The organism is Halotalea alkalilenta (assembly GCF_001648175.1).
In the GTDB taxonomy this organism is placed as follows: Bacteria; Pseudomonadota; Gammaproteobacteria; order Pseudomonadales; family Halomonadaceae; genus Halotalea; species Halotalea alkalilenta_A.
Genome location: NZ_CP015243.1, coordinates 1,656,814 through 1,677,220 on the forward strand (window position 1 = coordinate 1,656,814; position 20,407 = coordinate 1,677,220).

Annotated in this window: 24 protein-coding genes and 1 tRNA gene; 9 read left to right on the plus strand and 16 right to left on the minus strand. The window is 64.6% G+C overall.

Annotated features, from left to right (window positions below; genetic code table 11):
• Positions 1-25: 25 nt before the first annotated feature.
• From A5892_RS07280 to A5892_RS07305, 6 genes are all read right to left on the minus strand, one after another.
• Positions 26-640, minus strand: a complete 615-nt coding sequence (locus tag A5892_RS07280) for an alpha/beta hydrolase (protein ID WP_064122242.1) — start codon at positions 638-640, stop codon at positions 26-28.
• Positions 637-1,596, minus strand: coding sequence for a glutathione S-transferase family protein (locus A5892_RS07285; RefSeq protein ID WP_082890321.1), 960 nt, complete (start codon positions 1,594-1,596; stop codon positions 637-639). The genes A5892_RS07280 and A5892_RS07285 overlap by 4 nt, the downstream gene beginning before the upstream one ends.
• Positions 1,597-1,637: 41 nt before the next feature.
• Positions 1,638-2,444 carry a VOC family protein gene (locus tag A5892_RS07290; protein ID WP_064122244.1) on the minus strand — a complete coding sequence of 269 codons (807 nt, stop codon included), beginning with the start codon at positions 2,442-2,444 and terminating at the stop codon, positions 1,638-1,640.
• A 31-nt stretch (positions 2,445-2,475) separates the two neighbouring features.
• Positions 2,476-2,889 carry a DoxX family protein gene (locus A5892_RS07295; protein ID WP_064122245.1) on the minus strand — a complete coding sequence of 138 codons (414 nt, stop codon included), beginning with the start codon at positions 2,887-2,889 and terminating at the stop codon, positions 2,476-2,478.
• Between the two features lie 127 nt (positions 2,890-3,016).
• Positions 3,017-3,925, minus strand: a complete 909-nt coding sequence (locus tag A5892_RS07300) for a LysR family transcriptional regulator (protein ID WP_064122246.1) — start codon at positions 3,923-3,925, stop codon at positions 3,017-3,019.
• 13 nt (positions 3,926-3,938) lie between these two features.
• Entirely contained in the window at positions 3,939-4,571 is a 633-nt protein-coding gene (locus A5892_RS07305) for a LysE family translocator (RefSeq protein ID WP_064122247.1), read from the minus strand.
• A 196-nt stretch (positions 4,572-4,767) separates the two neighbouring features.
• On the opposite strand from A5892_RS07305, the gene A5892_RS20465 reads away from it, so the two are divergent.
• A complete protein-coding gene (locus A5892_RS20465) occupies positions 4,768-4,917 on the plus strand; it encodes a hypothetical protein (protein WP_190295667.1) in 150 nt (49 codons plus the stop codon).
• Between the two features lie 116 nt (positions 4,918-5,033).
• Positions 5,034-5,909: a DMT family transporter gene (locus A5892_RS07310; protein ID WP_064122248.1), complete on the plus strand. Its 876-nt coding sequence runs from the start codon at positions 5,034-5,036 to the stop codon at positions 5,907-5,909.
• Positions 5,910-6,037: 128 nt separating this feature from the next.
• Here A5892_RS07310 and A5892_RS07315 read toward each other — a convergent pair whose 3' ends face one another.
• Positions 6,038-6,754 (minus strand): YebC/PmpR family DNA-binding transcriptional regulator, encoded by a 717-nt coding sequence (locus A5892_RS07315; protein ID WP_027350688.1) that lies wholly within the window; start codon positions 6,752-6,754, stop codon positions 6,038-6,040.
• A gap of 233 nt (positions 6,755-6,987) precedes the next feature.
• Between A5892_RS07315 and A5892_RS07320 the strand changes: the two genes are divergently transcribed.
• Positions 6,988-7,521, plus strand: a complete 534-nt coding sequence (locus A5892_RS07320) for an ankyrin repeat domain-containing protein (RefSeq protein ID WP_064122249.1) — start codon at positions 6,988-6,990, stop codon at positions 7,519-7,521.
• 34 nt (positions 7,522-7,555) lie between these two features.
• On the plus strand, positions 7,556-8,110 hold the full coding sequence (locus tag A5892_RS07325) for a DNA polymerase ligase N-terminal domain-containing protein (protein WP_064122250.1): 555 nt from the start codon (positions 7,556-7,558) through the stop codon (positions 8,108-8,110).
• Positions 8,111-9,151: 1,041 nt separating this feature from the next.
• Here A5892_RS07325 and A5892_RS07330 read toward each other — a convergent pair.
• Positions 9,152-10,009, minus strand: a complete 858-nt coding sequence (locus tag A5892_RS07330) for a LysR family transcriptional regulator (RefSeq protein WP_064122251.1) — start codon at positions 10,007-10,009, stop codon at positions 9,152-9,154.
• Positions 10,010-10,106: 97 nt separating this feature from the next.
• Here A5892_RS07330 and A5892_RS07335 point away from each other — a divergent pair, with 97 nt between their 5' ends.
• A complete protein-coding gene (locus A5892_RS07335) occupies positions 10,107-11,033 on the plus strand; it encodes a DMT family transporter (protein WP_064122252.1) in 927 nt (308 codons plus the stop codon).
• Positions 11,034-11,058: 25 nt separating this feature from the next.
• Here the strand turns inward: A5892_RS07335 and A5892_RS07340 are convergent, their stop codons facing one another.
• Positions 11,059-12,282: an FAD-dependent oxidoreductase gene (locus tag A5892_RS07340; RefSeq protein WP_064122253.1), complete on the minus strand. Its 1,224-nt coding sequence runs from the start codon at positions 12,280-12,282 to the stop codon at positions 11,059-11,061.
• A 236-nt stretch (positions 12,283-12,518) separates the two neighbouring features.
• Between A5892_RS07340 and A5892_RS07345 the strand changes: the two genes are divergently transcribed.
• Entirely contained in the window at positions 12,519-13,670 is a 1,152-nt protein-coding gene (locus tag A5892_RS07345; RefSeq protein ID WP_064122254.1) for an MFS transporter, read from the plus strand.
• A gap of 113 nt (positions 13,671-13,783) precedes the next feature.
• Here A5892_RS07345 and A5892_RS07350 read toward each other — a convergent pair whose 3' ends face one another.
• From A5892_RS07350 to A5892_RS07370, 5 genes are all read right to left on the minus strand, one after another.
• A complete protein-coding gene (locus A5892_RS07350; RefSeq protein ID WP_064122255.1) occupies positions 13,784-14,038 on the minus strand; it encodes a hypothetical protein in 255 nt (84 codons plus the stop codon).
• 181 nt (positions 14,039-14,219) lie between these two features.
• Positions 14,220-14,450 carry a hypothetical protein gene (locus A5892_RS07355; RefSeq protein ID WP_064122256.1) on the minus strand — a complete coding sequence of 77 codons (231 nt, stop codon included), beginning with the start codon at positions 14,448-14,450 and terminating at the stop codon, positions 14,220-14,222.
• A 189-nt stretch (positions 14,451-14,639) separates the two neighbouring features.
• Positions 14,640-14,969: a hypothetical protein gene (locus A5892_RS07360; protein WP_064122257.1), complete on the minus strand. Its 330-nt coding sequence runs from the start codon at positions 14,967-14,969 to the stop codon at positions 14,640-14,642.
• Between the two features lie 562 nt (positions 14,970-15,531).
• Positions 15,532-15,735 carry a hypothetical protein gene (locus A5892_RS20210; protein ID WP_150123508.1) on the minus strand — a complete coding sequence of 68 codons (204 nt, stop codon included), beginning with the start codon at positions 15,733-15,735 and terminating at the stop codon, positions 15,532-15,534.
• A gap of 750 nt (positions 15,736-16,485) precedes the next feature.
• Positions 16,486-16,562 (minus strand) — tRNA-Arg (locus A5892_RS07370).
• Between the two features lie 132 nt (positions 16,563-16,694).
• Here A5892_RS07370 and A5892_RS07375 point away from each other — a divergent pair.
• The 3 genes from A5892_RS07375 to A5892_RS07385 all read left to right on the plus strand — a co-directional run bounded on the left by A5892_RS07375 (position 16,695) and on the right by A5892_RS07385 (position 19,042).
• Entirely contained in the window at positions 16,695-17,456 is a 762-nt protein-coding gene (locus A5892_RS07375; RefSeq protein WP_064122259.1) for a methyltransferase domain-containing protein, read from the plus strand.
• Between the two features lie 41 nt (positions 17,457-17,497).
• Entirely contained in the window at positions 17,498-18,508 is a 1,011-nt protein-coding gene (locus A5892_RS07380; protein ID WP_064122260.1) for a class I SAM-dependent methyltransferase, read from the plus strand.
• Positions 18,509-18,739: 231 nt separating this feature from the next.
• Entirely contained in the window at positions 18,740-19,042 is a 303-nt protein-coding gene (locus A5892_RS07385; RefSeq protein WP_082890322.1) for a hypothetical protein, read from the plus strand.
• 25 nt (positions 19,043-19,067) lie between these two features.
• Here the strand turns inward: A5892_RS07385 and A5892_RS07390 are convergent, their stop codons facing one another.
• Together A5892_RS07390 and greB are read right to left on the minus strand one after the other, a co-directional pair.
• Complete coding sequence (locus A5892_RS07390) at positions 19,068-19,697, minus strand: DUF4136 domain-containing protein (protein WP_082890323.1); 630 nt, start codon at positions 19,695-19,697, stop codon at positions 19,068-19,070.
• 67 nt (positions 19,698-19,764) lie between these two features.
• Positions 19,765-20,292 carry a transcription elongation factor GreB gene (greB, locus tag A5892_RS07395; protein WP_082890324.1) on the minus strand — a complete coding sequence of 176 codons (528 nt, stop codon included), beginning with the start codon at positions 20,290-20,292 and terminating at the stop codon, positions 19,765-19,767.
• Positions 20,293-20,407: the final 115 nt, after the last annotated feature.

Consider the following 20,407-nt stretch of genomic DNA (forward strand, 5'->3'; position numbering starts at 1 on the left):
CCCCACGCTACACCGCTTGCCGCTTTCAGGCGAGACGCTGCGCGAAACGCGTGGCGAGAAAGTCGGTCGCGAGCTGCACACCCTGCTGGGTGATGGTGTGGGCGACGCCGGGCAGCCGATGGCTCTCGACCTCGACGCCAAGCCCACCAAGCCGCTCGGCGGCGCGCTGGCTCTCGATCGCGGGAATCACCGGGTCGGCCTCGCCGTGGACCAGCAGCAGCGAGGTCGAAAGCGCCGGAGCGAGCGGTTCGGGCGTCGCCAGCCGTCCGGCGAATGCGACCACCGCGCCGACTGGCCAGCGCCCGGAGGCGATGGCATCCAGCGCCATGATCGACCCTTGGGAGAAACCGATCAGCGCGACCTGGTCGAGCCGTGAGGCGAAACCGTGGGACTCGATCAGCTCACCCACCACCCGGTCGAAGTCGTCGCGCGCTCGTTCGACCCGCAGTGAACGGTCGCGCTCGGTGACGCCGTCGAGGCTGAACCATTGATATCCCGGGCCGTGGCCGAACGGCTGCGGTGCGTTCGGACTTTCGCTGGCGGTATCCGGCAGCGCCCGGGCGAGCAGCTCACCGAAGGGGGCGAGATCGCGCCCGTCGCTGCCGACGCCGTGCAGGCAGATGATCAGTCGTTGGCTCATGTTCTCTCCCGGTTGGGTTCGATGAAGTCGAGTTCGGGTCCAAGCGGCACGATGCCGTTGGGGTTGAGCGCCTTGATCGAATAGTAGCCGCGCTTGATATGGTCGATGTCGACGGTCTCGCTGACGCCGGGCACCCGATAGACCCGCTCGAGATAGGCGCTGAGCCTGGGATAGTCGGCAATCCGCCTGAGGTTGCACTTGAACAGGCCGTAATAGGCGGCGTCGAAGCGCACCAGGGTGACGAAGAGGCGCACATCGCTCTCGGTCAGCCGCTCGCCGAACAAAAACGCAGGCGTATCCGCCAGTTTGGACTCGATGGTGTCGAGGGCAGCGAACACGCCGGCGCAGGCCTCTTCATAGGCGCCCTGGGTGGTGGCGAAGCCGGCACGGTAGACACCGTTGTTGAACCGCGGATAGAGCCAGTCGTTGAACTCATCGATACGCTTGCGCAGTGCTTGCGGATAGAGGTCGAGACTGTCGTCCGCGAGGGCGCCGAAGCCATCGTTGAGCATCCGCAGGATGTCGCTGGATTCGTTGTTGACGATCGTCTGGCGCTGCTTGTCCCACAGCACCGGGACCGTCGCGCGTCCGGTGTAGCGGGCGTTGGCTCGAGTGTAGAGCGTATGCAGGTAGCTCGCGCCGTTAACCGGGTCAGGGGAGGCGAAGTGCCAGCCCTGGTCGGTCAGTTCGGGTTCGACGATGGTCACCGGCAGGATCGCCTCGAGCCCCTTGAGCTTGCGCGCGATCAAGGTCCGCGATGCCCAAGGGCAGATCAGCGCGGCATAGAGATGGTAGCGCCCCGGCTCGGCGGTGAAACCGCCCTCTCCGGTGGGGCCAGGCGCGCCGTCCGGGGTGATCCAATGGCGAAAGCCTGAGACCTGGCGGACGAAGCCACCTTTCTCGTCGGTGGCTTGGACCGGATGCCAGTCCCGGGTCCACTTTCCATCCACTAGCATGTCCATTCTCCTCTGGGCTGAGCCTGGCCTCTCTGGGCGGTTCAGCGGCTGTTCGTGACCAGGGCGATCTCGTTGCCCCACGGGTCGAGCAGGGTCTGCTTGGGCGCGAGCCGCTCCAGCGCCGCAGGCGTTGCGGCCAGCACGATCTCACTGAGGCCGGTCGATGGCTGCGTGCGGCTCGGTGCGCCGCGGCTGTTCCAGACGTTGGTGGCGATATGGTGATGGTAGCCGCCGGTCGAGAAGAAGCTGCCTCCCGGATAGCGGCAGGTCAGGTCGAAGCCCATCCGCTGGATGTAGAAATCCTCGGCGGCGGCGATCTCGCCGACCTGGAGATGGACATGGCCGACGATGGTGCCGATCGGAGCGCCGCGCCATTCGCCGGTGGCGCTGGCGAGCAGGCCTTCCAGATCGAGCGCTTCTGTCGTCATCTCCACCAGGCCGTCTTTCCAATGCCAGCTCGAGCGCGGCCGGTCGGTGTAGATCTCGATGCCATTGCCTTCCGGGTCCTGCAGGTAGATCGCTTCGCTGACCAAGTGGTCGGACGCGCCGCTCACCGCTATGCGCTGATCGACCGCGCGCTGGGCCCAGGCACCAAGGTCGGCCCGGTTCGGCAGCAGGAAGGCGGTATGGAACAGCCCCGCTTCGCGTGGTGACCAGCGCCGCGCCGCACGATCCTCGCGCAGGTGCAGCAGTGTTCGGTCTCCGGCACCGAGCCAGTGCTCGGTGCCATCGCCCTTCAGAAGCTCGAGTCCGACCATCTGCTGGTAATACTCACTGACCTTGTCGAGGTCGTTGACCACCAGCGTGACTCGTTCGATTGCAAGAGGCGCTTGGGATACATCGCTCATCGTTTCTCTCCAGGGTCAGTGTTCGGGGGTATTAGCGTGCTTTGCCGAACGGAGTGGGGCGCAGCGCGTGGGCACCATCGCCGGCCAGGGCCACAGCGAGCAGACCAATGATCCACAGTGCGGGGAATTCCCAGCCGCCGCCCGTATTGGTGAAGAAAAAGCCTGCCGCGCCGTGGACGGTGAAGATCGACCCGAGCAGTACCGGGATCACCGCCAGCGCGGCGAGACGCGGCCAGATGCCGAGGATCAGTGCCAGGGCGCCTGCGATCTCCCACACGATGGTGACGTAGGCGAGCGACGCGGGCAGGCCCAGCGAGGCGAAGTAGCCAGCGGTGCCGGCCGGGGTGAAGACGAACAGCTTGAGTCCGGCGTGGGCCAGGAACAGGATGCCGAGCGCCAAGCGAAGCAGCAGCACGGCATAGGGGGCAGTGCGTGAGTCGATCATTTTAGTGTCCTCGATGAAGTATGGGGTGGCGATGCGCCGCCTCATCGAGGACAAGATTGTTCCTTTTCTTTTTGTGACGCTATCCGTTGCATTGGAAGATTATAATTTCTGATATAGAAATTATTCGCTACCAGCCGCGATCCCACGCGGGGGGATCGGGAAAGCGTTCGACCAGGAAGTCGATCAGCACCCGTACCTTCGAGGCCAAGTGGCGGCCCGGCGGATAGAGCGCGAAGATGCCATGCGGTGGGCCTTCGTGCTCGGCGAGCAGCGGCGTCACCCGATGATCACGCAGCGCTGCCCCGGCGATGAAGCTCGGCACCCTGGCGATACCGAGGCCATATTCGGCCGCACGCAGGCTCGCTTCGGCGTTGGAGAAACGCAGCCGGCCTTTGACCGCCACCGTCAGTGGTGCGCCGTCGAGACGGAAGCGCCAGGCGTAGGGATCGCGAAAGTTGGTGTCGATGATGCAGTCGTGATCGGTCAGCTCGGCAGGCATCACAGGCGTGCCGTGGGTCTTGAGATAGTCCGGGGAAGCCACCACCACCACGCGTGCGGTGCAGAGTCGGCGTGCGATCAGGCTGCTGTCCGCCGGGGTACCGATCCGCAGCGTTGCGTCGAAGCCTTCGTCCACCAGGCTGACCACGCGGTCGGAGAAGTTCACCTCGAGCTGGATCTCGGGATAGGTGAGGGCGAACTCATTGAGCACCGAGGTGAGCTGAACCACCCCGAACGAGAGCGGGGCGGAGATTCTCAGCCTGCCGGAGGGCGTGGCCGCGGCGTTTTTCACCGAGGCGTCGAGGTCGTCGAATTCCTCGAGCAGCGCGCGAATCCGCTCGAAGTAGGCCTGGCCGACCTCGGTGGGGGAGAGCGCACGGGTGGTACGCTTGATCAGCTGCACGCCGAGCTCGCTTTCAAGCCGCGAGATCAGCTTCGACGCCTTGGCCGAGCTGATCCCGAGTCGTTCCGCTGCCTTGGAGAAGCTCCCGGTCTCGAGCACGGCGACCAGCATCCGGTCGCACTCCAGTCGTTCCATCAGCGTGCTCCTCTCAGCGCCGTTCTTCGAGCGCCATGCGCACCGCGAGGCCCCCCAGTACGCCTGCCATCAGGTAGCGCTGGAACGCTTGCCAGCCCGGGCGCGCGGCGAGAAAACCCGCGATCGATCCCGCCAGCAGTACGATCAGCGCATTGACCGTGAGACTGACCGCGATCTGCACGCCGCCGAGCGCGAGCGATTGCGCCAGCACGCTGCCGTGGGCCGGGGTGATGAACTGGGGCAGCAAGGCGAGATACAGCACCGCCACCTTCGGATTCAGCAGGTTGGTCAAAAGCCCCATGATGAAAAGCCGGGCGGGACGCTCGCGAGGAAGCTCGACCACCTCGAACGGCGAACGTCCACGCGGACCGAGCGCCTGGTAGGCGAGATAGAGCAAGTAGAGCGCACCGCCGATGCGCAGCACGTCATAGGCGTAAGGGACGGCGAACAGCAGTGCGGTGAGCCCGAGTACCGCGCTGAGCAGGTAGAAAGCGAAACCCAATGCCACGCCGCCGAGTGATATCAGGCCCGCGCGGCGGCCTTGGCAGATCGATCGGGATATCAGGTAGATCATGTTCGGTCCTGGCGTCAGGACCATTCCCAGCGCGATCAGAGTGAAGGTGAACAGCATGGTGGGATCCGGCATGTCGGCATCTCGGCGCGAAGGGGGAGGGCTTCGACTGTATCAGCAGTCGCGACGCCAAGGCAGGGGGCTCGAACGCGGATTCCGCGCTTTCGTTCCAGCTAAAGATTCCGCCGCATCCGACTAGTCAGCCTGACCAGGAGTTTGTTAGATTGGCCCTGACTCGCCTGCACCGGGCGAGCTGACCGGATTCATTTCCATGACCACTCACGCGCAGCTCGATCTTGCCAATACATCGTCGTTCATCGTCGGTGTGGTGCGCTGCGCGGCGAATCCTCCCCCCGTTTCATCCGTCGCGCCTCCCGGCGTGATTGCCGTCGCGCCGCCGTGCGCGATCGTGCTGGGCTGATTCTCTCGCCCGTTCAAACGCTCCCGCTGTTCGCCAGTCTCGCCATCAAGGCTTGGACCGCGTCGCGCCCATGAGGGCTGCGGGAGTTCGTTCGATCATTGACGGATGAACCGATCATGACTGCTTCTTCTTTCTCTCGCTCGGCGTGGGCCGCTCGCGGTGCCATGGTGTTGTTCGTGCTGCTGTGGGGCAGTGCGGCGATCTTCACTCACTGGGGGCTCGAGCACGCCTCCGCGCTGGTGCTACTGATTCTGCGCTTCGTTCTCGCACTCTTCGCGCTTGGCCTGATGTGCCTCAAACGGCGTGCCTGGCTGCCGCCCAAGGGCCTGCGACTGCGCGTTGCGATCGTCGGTGCGATGCTGGTCGGCGGCTACTCTATCTGTTACTTCCAGGCGATGGCCGAAGGGGTCACCCCTGGTGTGCTCGCCACCCTGCTCGGGGTGCAGCCGATCCTCACCCTGCTGGCGATGGAGCGTCGATTCTCCCCGCGGCGGCTGGGTGGGCTGCTGGTAGCGTTTGGCGGTCTTGCGCTGGTGGTGCTGGGAGGGACGAGCGAGGCGAGACTGCCGTGGACCGGCACGCTGTTCGCCTTCGGTGCGCTGGGTTGCATGAGCCTTGGGGCGATCCTGCAAAAGGGCATCGATCTATCACCGCTCGAGGTGTTGCCGCTGCAGTACCTGGTCGGGCTGGCGCTCTGCCTGCTCGCGCTGCCGCTGCAGCCCGCGCGGCTCGAATTGACGCTCGGGTTCGTAGTGCCGCTGCTGTGGTTGGGGCTTGCGATCTCGGTAGCCGCGCAGCTCTTGTTCTACCGGATGATTCGCAGCGGCGATCTGGTCGACGTCACCAGCCTGTTCTACCTGGTGCCGGTGGTGACCGCGGCGCTCGACTACTGGCTGCTCGGCCACCCGCTCTCGGCTTCGAGCCTGGTGGGACTAGCGGCGATCCTGTGCGGGTTGATGCTGGTGTTCCGGCCCGGTCGGCAAGAGAGGTAGGAGATTGAAAAGAAAATGCCCCCGCGTGTGATGCGGGGGCTTATGCGTTGCGCTCGCCAGCGGGTGATCTTCAGGCCGTCGCCGCCCTCATCGGTCGTGCCGGCGGTGGTAGGGCGAAGCCACCGGGATCAAATCTCTGCGTTGTGATAGACGTTCTGGACGTCGTCGAGGTCGTTGAGCATGTCGAGCAGTTTTTCGAACATCGCCACGTCGTCGCCTTCGATCCTGGTGGTGGTCTGCGGCACGAACTGGATCTCCTCGACCTCGAAGTCGAGCTCGCCGAAGGCGTCGGTCAACGCCTGCTTCGCCTTGAAGAACTCGGTGGTCGGTGCGAATACGGTGATCCGGCCGTCCTCCTCCTCGATGTCGGTGACGTCGACATCGGCCATCATCAAGGCTTCGAGCACTGCCTCCTCTTCATGGCCATTGAAGGCGAAGATCGCGCAGTGGTCGAACATGTGGCTGACCGTGCCCTGGGTGCCAAGCTTGCTCTTGGTCTTGGTGAAGCAGCCGCGCACGTCGCCGAAGGTGCGGTTCGGATTGTCGGTCAGGCACTCGACGATCACCATGCAGTTGCCTGGGCCGAAGCCTTCGTAGCGCGCTGGGGAGAAGTCCTCGCCGCCGGCGCCCTTGGCTTTGTCGATCGCCTTTTCGATCACGTGCGACGGAACCTGATCCTTCTTCGCTCGATCGATCAGGCTGCGCAGCGACAGATTGCCGGCCGGATCGACGCCCCCTTGCTTGGCGCAGACGTAGATCTCGCGACCGTACTTGCTATAGACCTTGGTCTTCGCCGCGGCCGTCTTGGCCATCGATTCCTTACGGTTCTGGAAAGCCCTTCCCATGTCATCGTCCCAAGAGATTGTCAACGAGGGGCGATTCTACTCGACCCTGCGTGGCGGTGGCAGGCCCTATCGCATCACGCTTGCTCGCGCGCGCAGGGCCCATAAGACGATCTTCGCCACGCCTGCACTCATTTGACTTTCATATGAAGCGGATAGCGAGCTTGCAATGCCACGCCGCGACGCTGGCGGCTATGCTTTGGTTACCGACCGACGGCTCAGGAGATGAGAGCACCATGTCCGAAGGCAACCACGGAGCACCCAACGGCGGCGCGGATATCGATCAAGCGGCGATAGAGCTTGCGAGCCAAGTGTTCGACGCCGCCCGGCGCGGTGACGTCGAGCGGCTGAAAGCCTGGTTCGCGCAGGGGCTGCCGCCCAACCTGAGCAACCAGAAGGGCGACAGCCTCTTGATGCTGGCGAGCTACCACGGTCAGCTCGAAGCGGTGAAGCTGCTGCTCGAACGGGGAGCCGATCCGGACCGGCACAACGACAATGGCCAGAATCCTCTCGCCGGGGCTGCGTTCAAGGGCAATCGAGCGATGGCCGAGCTGCTGCTCGATGCCGGCGCCGGGGTCGACGCCGCTGCGCCGGATGGCAAGACCGCGCTGATGTTCGCGGCGATGTTCGACCATCTCGACCTCGTCGAACTGCTGCTGGCCCGCGGCGCCGATCCTTCGGCGCGTGAGTCCCGCGGCATGACCGCCGGTGAGCTCGCCCGTGCGATGGGTGCGGCGAACGCCGCGGCTCGGTTGGATGTCCCAGTGTGAGGCCGGGGCGCAGCACTCCTCTGCGAGGGGTGAAATGAGCCGATGCGATGAGCATGATTCCAGCGGCGAGACGCCTGAAGGGGCTGCGTGCTACGTCGTTCATCACCATGCCGCCAGCCATGATCACTTCGATCTGCGCCTGGAGCTCGACGGCGTGCTCAAGAGCTGGGCGCTACCCAAGGGACCGAGCCTGTCGCCGGGGGAGAAGCGCCTGGCGATCGAAGTCGCCGACCACGCGCTCGACTATGCCGGGTTCGAAGGCGTGATCCCCACGGGCCGGTATGGCGCTGGCACGGTGATGCTGTGGGACCGTGGCCGCTGGTGGGCGACGCATCCACCGACGCCGGATCAGCTGGACATCGCGCTGCGTGGCGAGAAGCTTCACGGCGCCTGGACGCTCAAGCGGATGAGCGGCAAGCGCAATGCCGACGGCAAGCAGTGGCTGATGATTCGCCGGCACGGCGACGATCAGGCGGTACTCGCGCCTGAGGATCGCAGCGTGCTCAGCGGTCGCAGCATGGACGAGATCGCCGAGCAGGGCGGGAAGAGGGCGCAGCCGGATCTCTTCACGGACGATGACAGGGCCTAGCGGCGCTGGGGATCGGAGGTTGGCGTCAAGGCGTGGTTCGACTGCTGTCGTCCCTCGCCGGCTATCCGAGCATCCAGAGCGAGTGCAGCGAGTCGAGGGACACGAACGTTCGTGGTGAGCCGGGCTTTCGCTGACTTGGGCAATCTTGCAAGACACCATGGAGGCCCGAGTCGAACCACGGTCTCATCGCCGCCGCCCGATCCCTCGACTGGCGCCCCTCATTGCCGAGCGGGTACTCGACCTTGGCGCATATGGGCGCCGCTCGGGACGAACGGGGGTATCCGTCCGTTCGTGGTGAGCCGGGCCTTCGCCGACTTGGGCAATCTTGCAAGCCTCCATGGAGGCCCGAGTCGAACCACGGTCTCATCGCCGCCGCCCGATCCCTCGACTGGCGCCCCTCATTGCCGAGCCGGTGCTCGATCTTGGCGCATATGGGCGCCGCTCGGGACGAACGGGGGTATCCGTCCGTTCGTGGTGAGCCGGGCCTCGCTGACTTGGACAATCTTGCAGGACCTCATGGAGGCCCGAGTCGAACCACGGCCTCATCGCCGCCGCCCGATCCCTCGACTGGCGCCCCTCATTGCCGAGCGGGTGCTCGATCTTGGCGCATATGGGCGCCGCTCGGGACGAACGGGGGTATCCGTCCGTTCGTGGTGAGCCGGGCCTCGCTGACTTGGACAATCTTGCAGGACCTCATGGAGGCCCGAGTCGAACCACGGCCTCATCGCCGCCGCCCGATCTCTCGACTGGCTCCCCTCATTGCCGAGCGGGTACTCGATCTTGGCGCGTATGGGCGCCGCTCGGGACGAACGGGGGTATCCGTCCGTTCGTGGTGAGCCGGGCCTTCGCTGACTTGGACAATCTTGCAGGACCTCATGGAGGCCTGAGTCGAACCACGGCCTCATCGCCGCCGCCCGATCCCTCGACTGGCGCCCCTCATTGCCGAGCGGGTACTCGATCTTGGCGCGTATGGGCGCCGCTCGGTTGGGAGTCCCTTGCGCTTTCGAGTCGAAGGGAGCGAAAGGGATTCGAATGCAATCCTCACAGCCTGAAGTGGCGCGCGATCGTCTCCTCGAGCGCGCCGAGCGCGGGGTTTGCCTGCTCGGGCGCGCGTTCGAGGATCACCCTGAACGTGGGCATCGATGGCAGCCAGTCGAGCTCGACCATTCGAGGGGGCAGGCGAGTGCGGTCGAGCAGCGTGATGGCGAGGCCGGCCTCGACACTGGCTTCTATCGCTTGGCTCGAAGGGCTGGTCAGAACTTCGCGCCATTCGATTCCCGCATGCTCCAGCGTGGTCAGCATCGCCTCCCGGTAGGGGCATTGATCGGCATGCAGCGCCAATGGCAAGGGGGCGCGGACGGTGTCGCCGAGCGCTGCGCCGGTCGCCCAGACTGGGGTGGTGTGGGTCAGGCAGCGAGGCGCGGGCGATGTCGTCTGCTCGCGCGCGGCTTCGACGCTCACCGCCATGTCGAGTCTGGCACTGCGCAGCTGCCGTCGCAGCGTGAGGCTGGGGGCGGTGATGATCTCCAGGCGGACGCGAGGGTGAGTGGCGTTGAAGTGCGGGATCACTTCGCGCAGCAGGTGAACGGCGTATTCGTCCGGCACGCCGAGGCGGATCAGACCCTCCAGCGGCGGGGCCAGCAGGTCGTCGACCAAGCGGTCGTGACCTTCGAGTAAGGCGGCGCTGCGCGCCAGCAATGTTTCTCCCAGCGGGGTCAGCGAGACGGACTGGTTGTCGCGCGCAAGCAGACGCCCGCCGCACAGGCGCTCGAGCCGGTGGATGTGAGCGCTGATCGCCGCCGGGCTCTTGTGCAGCTGCTCGGCGGCGGCGCGGAAGCGGCCGAGTCTGACCACGGTATGGAAGCTGCGTAGCAGTTCGATGTCGAGGATGGTGGGCATGGTCTTGTTTTCCTGAACTACTCGTACCGGTAATATTGATTTATTGAGCGCCTGCGCTTGGCTACCGTCAAGTTCCGCTGATCGATGGAGCCTTGCCATGGGATGCTCAAGCGGTCGCTCTTCTGCGCGACCCGTTGCCCTCTTTCTCACCCGTCGAGCGTTGCCGCTGGTGCTGCTGGAAGCGCTATTGGCGATAGCTTGGAGCTCGGGCTTCGTCGGTATCCGCTACTCGGTCGATCAAGCACCGGTGCTGGTGGTGGTGTTCTGGCGCTGTCTGCTGGTCGGCCTGCTGCTGCTGCCCTGGTCGATCGCAGAGCTGCGCCGGGCAGGGGCGAGGACCCTGGCCCGTCATGTGGGAATCGGCCTGTTGGCGATGGCCGGCTATCTCGCCGGCGTCGCCAAGGGCATCGAGCACGGCGTGCCCGCAGGGCTGGCCGCGCTGATCGCCGATCTGCTGCCACTTGGTGTCGCGCTGCTGTCGCTGCTGCTGCTTCAGCGGGGCCAGCCGCTGCTCGGTTGGCTGGGCCTCGCCCTCGGCCTGGGTGGCATGATGATCGTCACTCAGGGTGCGCTGGCGCTGGGTGGGGCTCCGCTATGGGCCTATGCGCTACCCTTCGCCGGAATGCTCTCCTTCGCCCTGGCCACGCTCTGGCAGCAGCGCAGCGCTTCGGCAGCTCCGCTTGGCCTGTGCGCCAATCTTTGCCTGCAGTGCTTGGTCTGCGTCCCGGTGTTCGGACTGTGGGCTGCGAGCGAGACCACCCTGGTGCCGCCGCTTCGGGCTGGCTTCATGATCAGCCTCGCCTGGACCGCGGTGCTCTCGACGCTTGGGGGCTATGGCCTCTATTGGCTCTGCCTGAGCCGCTCCAACCCGATTCGTACCGCAAGCGTGCTCTATCTCAGTCCGCCGATCACGATGCTCTGGGCGTGGGCGATGTTCGGCGAACCGCTGGCGTGGTCGATGGCGGTGGGGATGGTGGTCACGCTGGTTGGGGTATGGCTGGTAGCGCGAGCGGGCGCCCGCTGAGCGGGCCATGGCAGGATGGAGCCCGCTAGCTTGATGTTCGCCGCGGGTGCTCGGGACGAAAGCCCAGGCCGATCAGCCGTCCGGCGAGATGGGCGAGCAGCGGCAGCCGGACGATGGCGAGGATGAAGCCGGGCGGGCCCTTGCGCTGGCGGGAATCTTCGTCGCCGCGGGGCTTACGCTTCATCATCAGTTGGAGCTTCTGGGTCGCACGGGTGGGAAAGCGGCGGCGGTGCTCGACCGCGGCGAGGTCGCGGGGGCCGAGGCGGCCCTCACGCAGCGGTTCGGCGAGGCGGTTGGCCGTAGCCACCGCGTCCTGGATCGCCAGATTCACGCCGACCCCGCCGATCGGTGACATCGCATGCGCGGCGTCGCCGATGCATAAAAGGCCCGGCCGCCACCAGCGCTTGAGCCGGTCGACCCTGACGCTGAGCAGGTGGACGTCTTCCCAGCCGCTCAGCTCTTCGATCCGCGAGGCGGGCAGCGGCAGCGCCTGGGCGAGCTGGGCGCGAAAGGCCTCGAGCCCCGCCGCCTTGAGCGATTCGAAGCTGCCCTTGCGCACCACGTAGCCGCACTGCCAGAACTCGCCGCGGTCGATCATCACCGCGCCCTGGCGAGGGCCGGCATGGCCCATGACCTGGGGCGGGTCTTCCGGCTGGTGGCTGAACCTCATCCACAGCACATCGCTCGGTGAGCCGAAGCTCTCCACCTCGAGCGCCGCCAGCTGGCGCACTCGGGAGTGGCGCCCATCGGCGCCGACCACCAGCCGCGCCTCGATCTCGAGCTGCCCCTTTGGCGTTCGCGCGATCAGCCCGAGAACCTCGCCGTCGCGCTCGATCAATTCTTCCACCTCGGTATCCATCAACAGCCGGAAGTTCGGATAGCGGCTCGCTTCCCGGTGGATGAAGTCGAGAAACTCCCACTGTGGCATGAACGCGATGAAGCGGCAGACGGTCGGCAGCCGGGTGAAATCGGCGATGCTCACCTGGCGTCCGCCGATCTCTGCATGCAGCCGCTCGGCGCGGGTATGGGGCAGGGCGAGCAGGCCCTCGAGCAGGCCGAGCTCGTGGAGCACCTCCAGCGTCGAGGGGTGCACGGTGTCGCCGCGAAAGTCGCGCAGGAAGTCAGCGTGCTTTTCGACCACCGTGACCGACACACCGGCGCGTGCCAGCAGCAGGCCGAGCATCAGCCCAGCCGGGCCCGCACCGCTGATCACACAGTCGCTGGATTCGTGCGGCACTGGGTCGTTCATCGGCTGCTTCCTTCGCGGGTGGCGTGCTGGTGGCCCATGCTACTGCGCCTGCGTTCGCCTCTCCAGCGAAGGGGGAAGGCATGGCGGATATCTCGATGGCACAGGATTGCTCGTCAGTGTACCGCTTGAGGTTGCCGAGTATGCCCGGCGGCGCGAAGGCGGCTCGGCTACGCTGTAGGACGCCGACCGGTGCGGGATGCGATGCGAGCATCGAGGACTTTCCAAGGAGCTATCGAATGGCGGCAACCGACGCGCTGGAACGCCTCGTGCCAGGCAGGGCAGAGCAGTACTCGACTCGAGTTGCGTTTTTCATCACTGGCCTGGCTACCGCCGCTTGGGCACCGCTGGTGCCGTTCGCCAAGCTGCGCGCTGGGCTGAATGAAGGCACGCTGGGGCTGCTGCTGCTCTGCCTGGGGTTGGGCTCGATCATCGCCATGCCGCTGGCCGGCGCACTGGCGACCCGCTTCGGCTGCCGCCGGATGCTGGTCTGTGCGACGCTCGTGGTCTGCGCCAGCCTGCCCTGGCTTGCGGCGCTTTCGAGCCTGCCTTGGCTGATGCTTGCGCTGTTCGCCTTTGGCGCTGGAGTCGGCTCGCTCGACTGCGTGATCAACGTCCAGGCGGTGATCGTCGAGCGCGCGAGCGCAAAAACGTTGATGTCCGGTTTCCACGGTCTGTTCAGCCTCGGCGGCATCGCCGGTGCCGGCGGTGTGAGCCTGATGCTGAGCCTCGGCATGTCGCCCTGGGGCACGACGCTGGTGATCGGGGCGATCAGCCTTTTGGCGGTCTATTGCGCGGCGCCCTACCTGCTCCCCTATGGGGCCGCCAGTGAAGGGCCGGCGTTCGCGATTCCCCGCGGCATCGTGCTGTTCATCGGCCTGCTTTGCTTCATCGTGTTCCTCACCGAGGGCGCGATGCTCGACTGGAGCGCGGTGTTCTTGAGCGCGGACAAAGGCATGTCGCCCGCCCACGCCGGCCTCGGCTACGCGGTATTCGCGCTGGCCATGACCATCGCGCGGCTGGGCGGCGATGTCGTGGTGGCGCGGCTCGGTCGTCGCCTGGTGGTCGCTTGCGGCGGGCTCTGCGCCTCTGCCGGGCTGGCGCTGATCACCCTGGCACCGGGCTGGGAGCTGGCCTTGTTCGCTCACCTGCTGGTCGGGTTCGGCTGCGCCAATATCGTGCCGGTGATGTACAGCCTGGTGGGCAAGCAGCGGGTGATGCCGGAGAGCGTCGCGATTCCCGCGATCACCACCGTCGGCTATGCCGGTATCCTGCTCGGTCCGGCCTTGATCGGCTTTGCGGCCCATGCCGCCAGCCTAGCCGCTGCCCTTCTCGCCGTCGCCGTGGCGCTGCTCGGTGTCGCCATCAGCGCCCGGTTGCTCAAGGGGTGAGGTCCGGTAGCGGTCATCTCGAGCGAGATCGATCGGATAAAAAAACGCCCAAATCAATGGGCGCTGGAACGGATGATACTGAGTTGAATGCTCCATCCTTGGAGACCTCCGCGCTACTTCTCGACGGACATCCCGGTCATCAGCCGCTGGGATGGAGAATATGTGCGATCCCTGTCGTTCTCTGTGTTTTGCTCGCCATCCTTGGCGAATTCTCCGGATCGGGCTGAGTCATCACTTCTCTCCCCACCATCGAACGAAGGTTCGCGTGGGGTCGGCACCGTGCGTAACGGCTGCTGGATTTGTTTCTGCGCATCGGCGAATAAAGAGATCTGCTCGTTGCGAAAATAAGTCGAACTAGATGGGTTCATGATGAACCTCGAAAAATGAGGCAGCCATAGCACTGCTGGTGCGATACAAGGCAGAACCTAATACATGCTGGCTAGGTTCTTCGTCTTCTGCACCCTGTCAGGGTGCGCTTTTTATCAAAGCGGCGCAATGCAGTTGGGATAATGTTTATAGCTGAATACAATACATTGATTTAGATCAAATTCATTTTTTCATGCTGGTTTCATCCAGCGCGCTGTAGGAGCGCTCGCCATCTTTCTCCGTTTCATTAGGGATCGAGACTTTCGCTTTGGTCTTCTTTTTTTTCCTGACGTGTTCGGAGAAGGTTTTTTTGATCATGGCGAGGGCCTGCATGAGAAGTGAATTCAGCTCGCTGAATCGATCGAGCGCGGTTTGGTAGGAATCGTATCGGGCAAAGAGTGCGAGACGACTCATGCATTTCCTGGCTGTCCCAGTCGAATAAATCCTATTTTGAATTCATGGGTTACGCGCTAGCACGCAAAATTATGTACACGGCGAAACAGCGAAAAAAGAGCTGACCATATTGCGCCTCGTGGCAGGGAGGACGCAAGGCGGGAGGCGGGATGGAAAACGAATTTTCACCCATCTTCAGCGCTGAGGGTGTCAGCTCTGGTGCCCGATCAGATAGCAGTTGGCTATCCTGCCGTTTCCATCGCGCTCGAGTGAGAAGGAAGTCGACCCTGCGCCCATCTCGGCGCTGGTGAAGACCGAACCATCCGAATATTCGCTCTCCACCGACTTCATGACACCGTAGTAATCAACGTCCCTGTCGACCAATTCAGGCTTGACGCCGTCTTCGTAGCGGATACGGCCATCCATCGAGACATCCACCTCTCCATAGCCGCCACACTCGAGCGCCACTGTTCGTGGCAGGTCATCGTCTGCATAGCAACCGGACAGCAACACACTGAGGATCATCGCGGCTCTTTTCATCTCTTCTCCTGGCTAATTCCACGAGGGCTCCCGACCATCAGCGCTGCGGTCGCAGGCCGTGACTTCGCTCTTTTGGCCCCAGTCTTGGAATCCCTCATGGGTCTCCATACGTTCCAAGTCAGGCTAGCGTCCTCTGGCACAGCCTGCCAGGCCGAAGCCCCTTTTCGGATCACGCTGCACTCGGTAGCAACGGATGGGAACGGCCGCGTTGTCTACCGATCATCAACGCGACCTTTTGCCGCGTGGCTCGCGACACGCCAACTGGATAGCGTAGAAGTCGTGCAGGTCGACTCGTATGAATGGCCAAGAGATCATCTCGTACGAGGCTTGTCGCGCGCGGCCACGGTTCGCACGCTGTATAGCTCGGCCTGCACCCTCATCAGATTGCCGCCATGGTTCGAGATGCTCCCATCACGCTGAGCATGCGTAGCCGGTCGAAGGGAATTGCGCCCCACCGCCCATGGTCATGTCGGTGCCAGCAAGTGATGCCCTCGCCACAGGTCGCTGGGAGCCAGCCTTGCCCGATGTGGACCGCATCGGCCTTTGAGATGGTGAGTCCGATTCACTCGCGAGCGAAGGAACAATTCGCCTGGAGGCCGTCTCGATCGAGCGAGAAAGACAGCTGGCCCATCTGGGCGCTGGTGAAGACGGCGCCGTCGGAATAGGTGTTCTCCACCGATTTCATGTCGCCGTAGTAGCGTACGTCCCGGCTCACGATCGTCACCGTGGAACCATCCTCGTACTCAAGGCCTTTGGCCTCTGACACGACTATTTCCCCGTATCGGCCGCAATCCAGCGTCAGGCTATTGGGAAGGTCGTCATCATTCATGCAGCCAGCAAGCAGCATGGCCGATAGTGCAATTACCCCCATTCGCATGAACCAACCTCCCAACCAGCAAGATGCAAGTCGCGCCCGGATAGATCGGCTTTACCAGGAAGGCGTCGTTCGTTCAGGCCCGCGGGCATCGAGGGCTGAACGTTCATCGGGCACAGGTGAGCCCTGCCGCCGAGAGCTAGGAGAGGGGCGACGGCAGGGCTCGTCTGGCTGCCGTAAGCCTGAAGATGGCATAAGCCAGGGCCTTAGGCTACGGCAGTCCTGGGATCGCTCCCTTAGCATCTGCTTACCGCGAGCGAACCATCCGCTCGCCAGTGATGCGCCCAATGAACGAGCCCCACTGCCGGGTGACCCGGCAGTGGGGCTCTGCTGGCGGCTGTGGGTCCAGCGTGAATGGATGCCAGCGACGCCATTGTATCCCAGCCTAGCTTAGCGGCGGGTTAGCACTGCGATCCGGAAATCGCAGCCGAGCGCCAGCATCACCGGAAACTCCGCCGAACGCCGAGAATGGCTTAATTGAATCAATGGGTTGTATCTTTTCGAAGGTGGCTTTCGAAAGAGGTATTCGGGTTTTGAAGAGAGATCCAAGCGGGGTCGTGCACATTTTGAGCACACAACCAAGAGGAGAGATTTTTCGCCTTCGCTAGGGACGAATAAATCCCAGCGAATTCATTGGCTTATTGGTGCCCCCAGCACGATTCGAACGTGCGACCTTCCCCTTAGGAGGGGGACGCTCTATCCAGCTGAGCTATGAGGGCGAGGCGGTGATGGGCCGCTGCGGCGCACGATTATAGGGGTTCGATCGGGCGAGGAAAAGGCGTGGCTGGGCAAGTCGTGGGGTGGGGGGTAGAATCCGCGCCCTGACAAGGGCTGACCGATGGGGCTTGGCGATGCGCGAAGATCGGCATTTCGTCGGCGAGATGGCGGCGAAGTTCGAGCGTAGCCTCTATGGGGCGTCGCGGGGCCAGCTGCGTTTGGCGCTGCTGCAGGATACGGTGGCGCGTGAGTTGCCGCTGTCCGCTGAGCCGCTTTTGGATGCGGGCGGTGGGCTTGGGCAGATGGCCGAGTGGGCGGCGCGGCGCGGCCATGCGGTGACGCTGGTGGAGCCGGCGCAGGAGATGCTCTTGCGGGCGCGCGAGCGCTTGGCGGGTCTCGACGTGCGCTGCCTGCAGGGGGATTTGCAATCGCTCGAGCGGCTTGCGCCCGGGCCTTGGCCGCGTATCTTCTGCCATGCGGTGCTCGAGTGGCTGGCCAAGCCGCGCGCAGGGCTCGAGGCGCTGTCTGCGCAGCTGGCACCGGGGGGCTGGATGTCGCTGATGGTGTTCAATCGCGATGCGCTGCGGTTCTCCAACGTGATCAAGGGCAACCTCGAGCGGGTGCTGGAGGACCGCCTCGCCGGCGATGGTCGCCGCACCCGGCTGACACCGATCTCGCCATTGGGTCACGATGAGGTAATCGATTGGCTCGATGCGTTGGGTCTCGAGGTCCACGGGGTCACCGGGATCCGGGTATTCCACGACTACTTGCGCAGCCGCTATCCGAGCGAGGAGGAGCTCGTCCTCCTGCGTCGGCTCGAGTTCGCTTACTGCCGCGCCGAGCCCTACTGGCGCCTCGGGCGCTACCTTCATTACAGCGTGCATCGCCCTGCCTGAATCCTGGGCGCGCATTCCATTCCTATCGTTGCGGAGTTTCCATGAGTGCCATCGCCCCCGTCTGCCAACTGCTAGAGCGCCATGATCCTGCCCGCTATCGCGGCTGGTGGCGCGTCGCGCCGCCGCTCGAGACCAACCTGGTCCGAGCTGGCCGCGAGGCGTTCTGGAGCTCGAACGAGGCGGTCGGCGCTGCGTTTGCCGCGCGCGACCAGCGGGTCCACATCGGCATCGACGCGCCTGAGGAAAAGGGCGAAGGGGCGCTGCTGTTCTGGCCGAAGAGCCATGCGCTCGGTATCTGGTGGCTCGAGACCCTGTGCCGCTGGCTGGCGCCGGGGACGCCGATCGAGATCGTCGGCGAGCACCAGGGCGGGGTCAAGCGCGTGCCCAAGGTGCTCGAGGCGCACGCCATGCCGTGCGAGCGGATCGACAATGCCCGTCGCTGCTCGCTGTTCTCAAGCCGTACGGTGGCGATGCCTGAAGGCGGTGACGGGTGGAGCGAGTTCGAGGCGCTGGGGCTGCGGCTCGCGAGCCATCCTGGGGTGTTCGGCCATGGCAAGCTCGATGCCGGGACCGAGATGCTGCTCGAGCGGCTCGGCGAAGAGTACGCTAAGCGCGCGCCTGCCACGGCGCTCGACGTCGGCTGCGGCGATGGGGTGATCAGCGCTTGGCTGGCCCGTGCGGGCAGCCGGGTTTCGGCGCTCGATGTCGATCACTTCGCGGTCGTGGCGACCCGGCGCAGCCTGGCGCTCAATGGGTTGCCGGGTGAGGTGGCCGCCCATGACATGCTCCAGGGGGTGGAAGGGCGCTTCGATGCGATCGTCTCCAACCCGCCATTCCATCAGGCCCGCGATATCGACTTCGGCCCCGCTCGGCGATTGATCGAGATGGCGCCGTCTCATCTGAACCCCGGCGGGCGGCTCTACATCGTCGCCAACGTCTTCCTGCCTTATCGCGCGCCGCTGGAGGCCAGCTTCGAGCGGGTCGACACCCTGGTCGAGGATGGGCGCTTTCGGGTCTATCGCGCCGAACGCCCGCGGCCGAAGCGTCGCTGATCGTCGTCTCGCTCGCCCCGTGTAGCTGTGGCTGTGCGTCGCAGCCGAGGTGCCGGGGCGGAATTCGCTGAACTCGACGTCGATCGGGCGGTCACTTGTGGGAGGCTGGTCACCGCGCAGGCCAAGCCTGCGTATCTTGGAGTGGCTACGCCGGTTCGCCGCACCGCTCGCCGATCACCGCCATGCTATGAGGTCAGGATGAGATCAGTAGGACAACGTGTAGGACAACGCATGCTACCCGCGCTTTTTTTCACCGCCCTGCTCGCCGGCTGCGCGAGTGCGCCGGGCGGTGGGCAGGAGGGTGGGAGAGCGCCGAGTAGCGATGCCGGCGCACCGACGCTTGGCACCCCCGAGTGGCAGACCTGGGTGGATCGCAAGATAGGCTCGGGAGATGGTCAAGGGCATGGACCCGACGTGGGTTCCTCCGAATGGTGCTCGACGATCGACTTCCGGCTGTTCGGCGGCGCTTCCGGCCTGCCGCCGTGCTCGCCGCTCTGGAACCAGCGCGTCCATCACATGCTCACCGGCGAATGAGCCGGGCATGAGCGAGTATCCGCCGCTAGCGTGGTACCGGCGGATACTCGGTCAGCACGTCAGCGAGCAGCTCCGCGATCGCTTGAGCACGCTGGTCGGGGTTGTCTAGCCGGCCCAGCCCCTTTTCGGTGCGCCCGCGCCAGATAAGCTGACCATCGCGGCCGTCATACATGTCGATCTGCAGCAGGGTCGAGCTGTAGTAGCTCACCTGCGAGCGATAGTAGGCCGGACCGCCCCAAGGTCCACCCCAGGGGCCATAGCGGCCGCGGGCGCCGTAGGGACCCCAGCCACCGTAGTAGTAGTCGTAGAGCGTTTCGGTCTGCACCGGGCGCTTGATCTCGGCCACCGAGGCCTGGATGCGCATGTCGGGCTGGGTGCCAGCGGCTGCCGGCAGCAGTCCTTTGGCCGGCAGCTGCTGCTGGAGCGCCTGGTCGATCCGCTGGCGGGTGAGATCGCTGCGCGTCAGCGGATTGTCGGGGGTGAAAGTGACCGCCGGATCCATCCAGCTCCAGCTATGGTAGCTGGCGAAGTTGCGGTTGGGATCGAAGTCGCGCTGTGTCGCCACGCTGCTGCACGCGCCGAGCACCAGCAGCATGGCGAATACGCTGGCGCCACGCAGCGTGCGCTTTATGAGGGAGTGCATGACGGTGTTCATGACGTGGCCCTCCAGGCCTGTACGGCTATATCTAGTGTAGACCCGGTGGCGGAGGCTACGTTCGATGTCAATGATAGTCGATCTCGATTATTACATACCTGCGTACGCCACCCGGGGTTTCGACCTCGATCTCGTCATCCAGGCGCTTGCCGAGCAGGGCGCGAGCGAGCGGGGCGTCGATGCTGATCCAACGCTGTTTGCCGTCGGTCTCGTCCGGTCCGACGATGCGCAGACGCAGCGCCTCGCCCTGGTCGTCCTCGAGGCAGACGTAGGCGGCGAAGAACACCCGCTCGTGGTCGTCCGGTTTGCGTTCGACCACGGTGAGCTCATCGAGGCGCTTGCCGAGGTAGCGAATCCTCGCGATGGTCTTGTTCAGCTCGCGCTTGTTGTAGGTGTAGTCAGCGTTCTCGCTGCGATCGCCTTGGGCTGCGGCCTCGGCGACCTTGCGCGAGAGCTCGGGGCGGCGTTCGCTCCTCAAGTGCTCGTAGAGTCCTCGCATGCGTTCGAAGCCCGAGCGGGTGATGAGATTGCTCTTGTGTTCTTGGCGGGGATCCTTGGCCGGATCGCGCCAGCGGGTCATGTTGCGGCCTTTCATTCAGGCTCCTGGTCGATGCGGGACGCAAAGTCGCCGCGCTGATTCACGCTGATCGACGCCTCGCTTGAATTTGTTCGGCGAAACCATCATGTTGACAGCACACCCCGCAGGTTCT

Excerpts from the sequence above, each read along its gene's own strand:
- A5892_RS07280 (WP_064122242.1), bottom strand. The coding sequence starts at position 640 with ATGAGCCAACGACTGATCATCTGCCTGCACGGCGTCGGCAGCGACGGG.
- A5892_RS07285 (WP_082890321.1), bottom strand. The coding sequence starts at position 1,596 with ATGCTAGTGGATGGAAAGTGGACCCGGGACTGGCATCCGGTCCAAGCC.
- A5892_RS07290 (WP_064122244.1), bottom strand. The coding sequence starts at position 2,444 with ATGAGCGATGTATCCCAAGCGCCTCTTGCAATCGAACGAGTCACGCTG.
- A5892_RS07295 (WP_064122245.1), bottom strand. The coding sequence starts at position 2,889 with ATGATCGACTCACGCACTGCCCCCTATGCCGTGCTGCTGCTTCGCTTG.
- A5892_RS07300 (WP_064122246.1), bottom strand. The coding sequence starts at position 3,925 with ATGGAACGACTGGAGTGCGACCGGATGCTGGTCGCCGTGCTCGAGACC.
- A5892_RS07305 (WP_064122247.1), bottom strand. The coding sequence starts at position 4,571 with ATGCCGGATCCCACCATGCTGTTCACCTTCACTCTGATCGCGCTGGGA.
- A5892_RS20465 (WP_190295667.1), top strand. The coding sequence starts at position 4,768 with ATGACCACTCACGCGCAGCTCGATCTTGCCAATACATCGTCGTTCATC.
- A5892_RS07310 (WP_064122248.1), top strand. The coding sequence starts at position 5,034 with ATGACTGCTTCTTCTTTCTCTCGCTCGGCGTGGGCCGCTCGCGGTGCC.
- A5892_RS07315 (WP_027350688.1), bottom strand. The coding sequence starts at position 6,754 with ATGGGAAGGGCTTTCCAGAACCGTAAGGAATCGATGGCCAAGACGGCC.
- A5892_RS07320 (WP_064122249.1), top strand. The coding sequence starts at position 6,988 with ATGTCCGAAGGCAACCACGGAGCACCCAACGGCGGCGCGGATATCGAT.
- A5892_RS07325 (WP_064122250.1), top strand. The coding sequence starts at position 7,556 with ATGAGCCGATGCGATGAGCATGATTCCAGCGGCGAGACGCCTGAAGGG.
- A5892_RS07330 (WP_064122251.1), bottom strand. The coding sequence starts at position 10,009 with ATGCCCACCATCCTCGACATCGAACTGCTACGCAGCTTCCATACCGTG.
- A5892_RS07335 (WP_064122252.1), top strand. The coding sequence starts at position 10,107 with ATGGGATGCTCAAGCGGTCGCTCTTCTGCGCGACCCGTTGCCCTCTTT.
- A5892_RS07340 (WP_064122253.1), bottom strand. The coding sequence starts at position 12,282 with ATGAACGACCCAGTGCCGCACGAATCCAGCGACTGTGTGATCAGCGGT.
- A5892_RS07345 (WP_064122254.1), top strand. The coding sequence starts at position 12,519 with ATGGCGGCAACCGACGCGCTGGAACGCCTCGTGCCAGGCAGGGCAGAG.
- A5892_RS07350 (WP_064122255.1), bottom strand. The coding sequence starts at position 14,038 with ATGAACCCATCTAGTTCGACTTATTTTCGCAACGAGCAGATCTCTTTA.
- A5892_RS07355 (WP_064122256.1), bottom strand. The coding sequence starts at position 14,450 with ATGAGTCGTCTCGCACTCTTTGCCCGATACGATTCCTACCAAACCGCG.
- A5892_RS07360 (WP_064122257.1), bottom strand. The coding sequence starts at position 14,969 with ATGAAAAGAGCCGCGATGATCCTCAGTGTGTTGCTGTCCGGTTGCTAT.
- A5892_RS07375 (WP_064122259.1), top strand. The coding sequence starts at position 16,695 with ATGCGCGAAGATCGGCATTTCGTCGGCGAGATGGCGGCGAAGTTCGAG.
- A5892_RS07380 (WP_064122260.1), top strand. The coding sequence starts at position 17,498 with ATGAGTGCCATCGCCCCCGTCTGCCAACTGCTAGAGCGCCATGATCCT.
- A5892_RS07385 (WP_082890322.1), top strand. The coding sequence starts at position 18,740 with ATGCTACCCGCGCTTTTTTTCACCGCCCTGCTCGCCGGCTGCGCGAGT.
- A5892_RS07390 (WP_082890323.1), bottom strand. The coding sequence starts at position 19,697 with ATGAACACCGTCATGCACTCCCTCATAAAGCGCACGCTGCGTGGCGCC.
- greB (WP_082890324.1), bottom strand. The coding sequence starts at position 20,292 with ATGAAAGGCCGCAACATGACCCGCTGGCGCGATCCGGCCAAGGATCCC.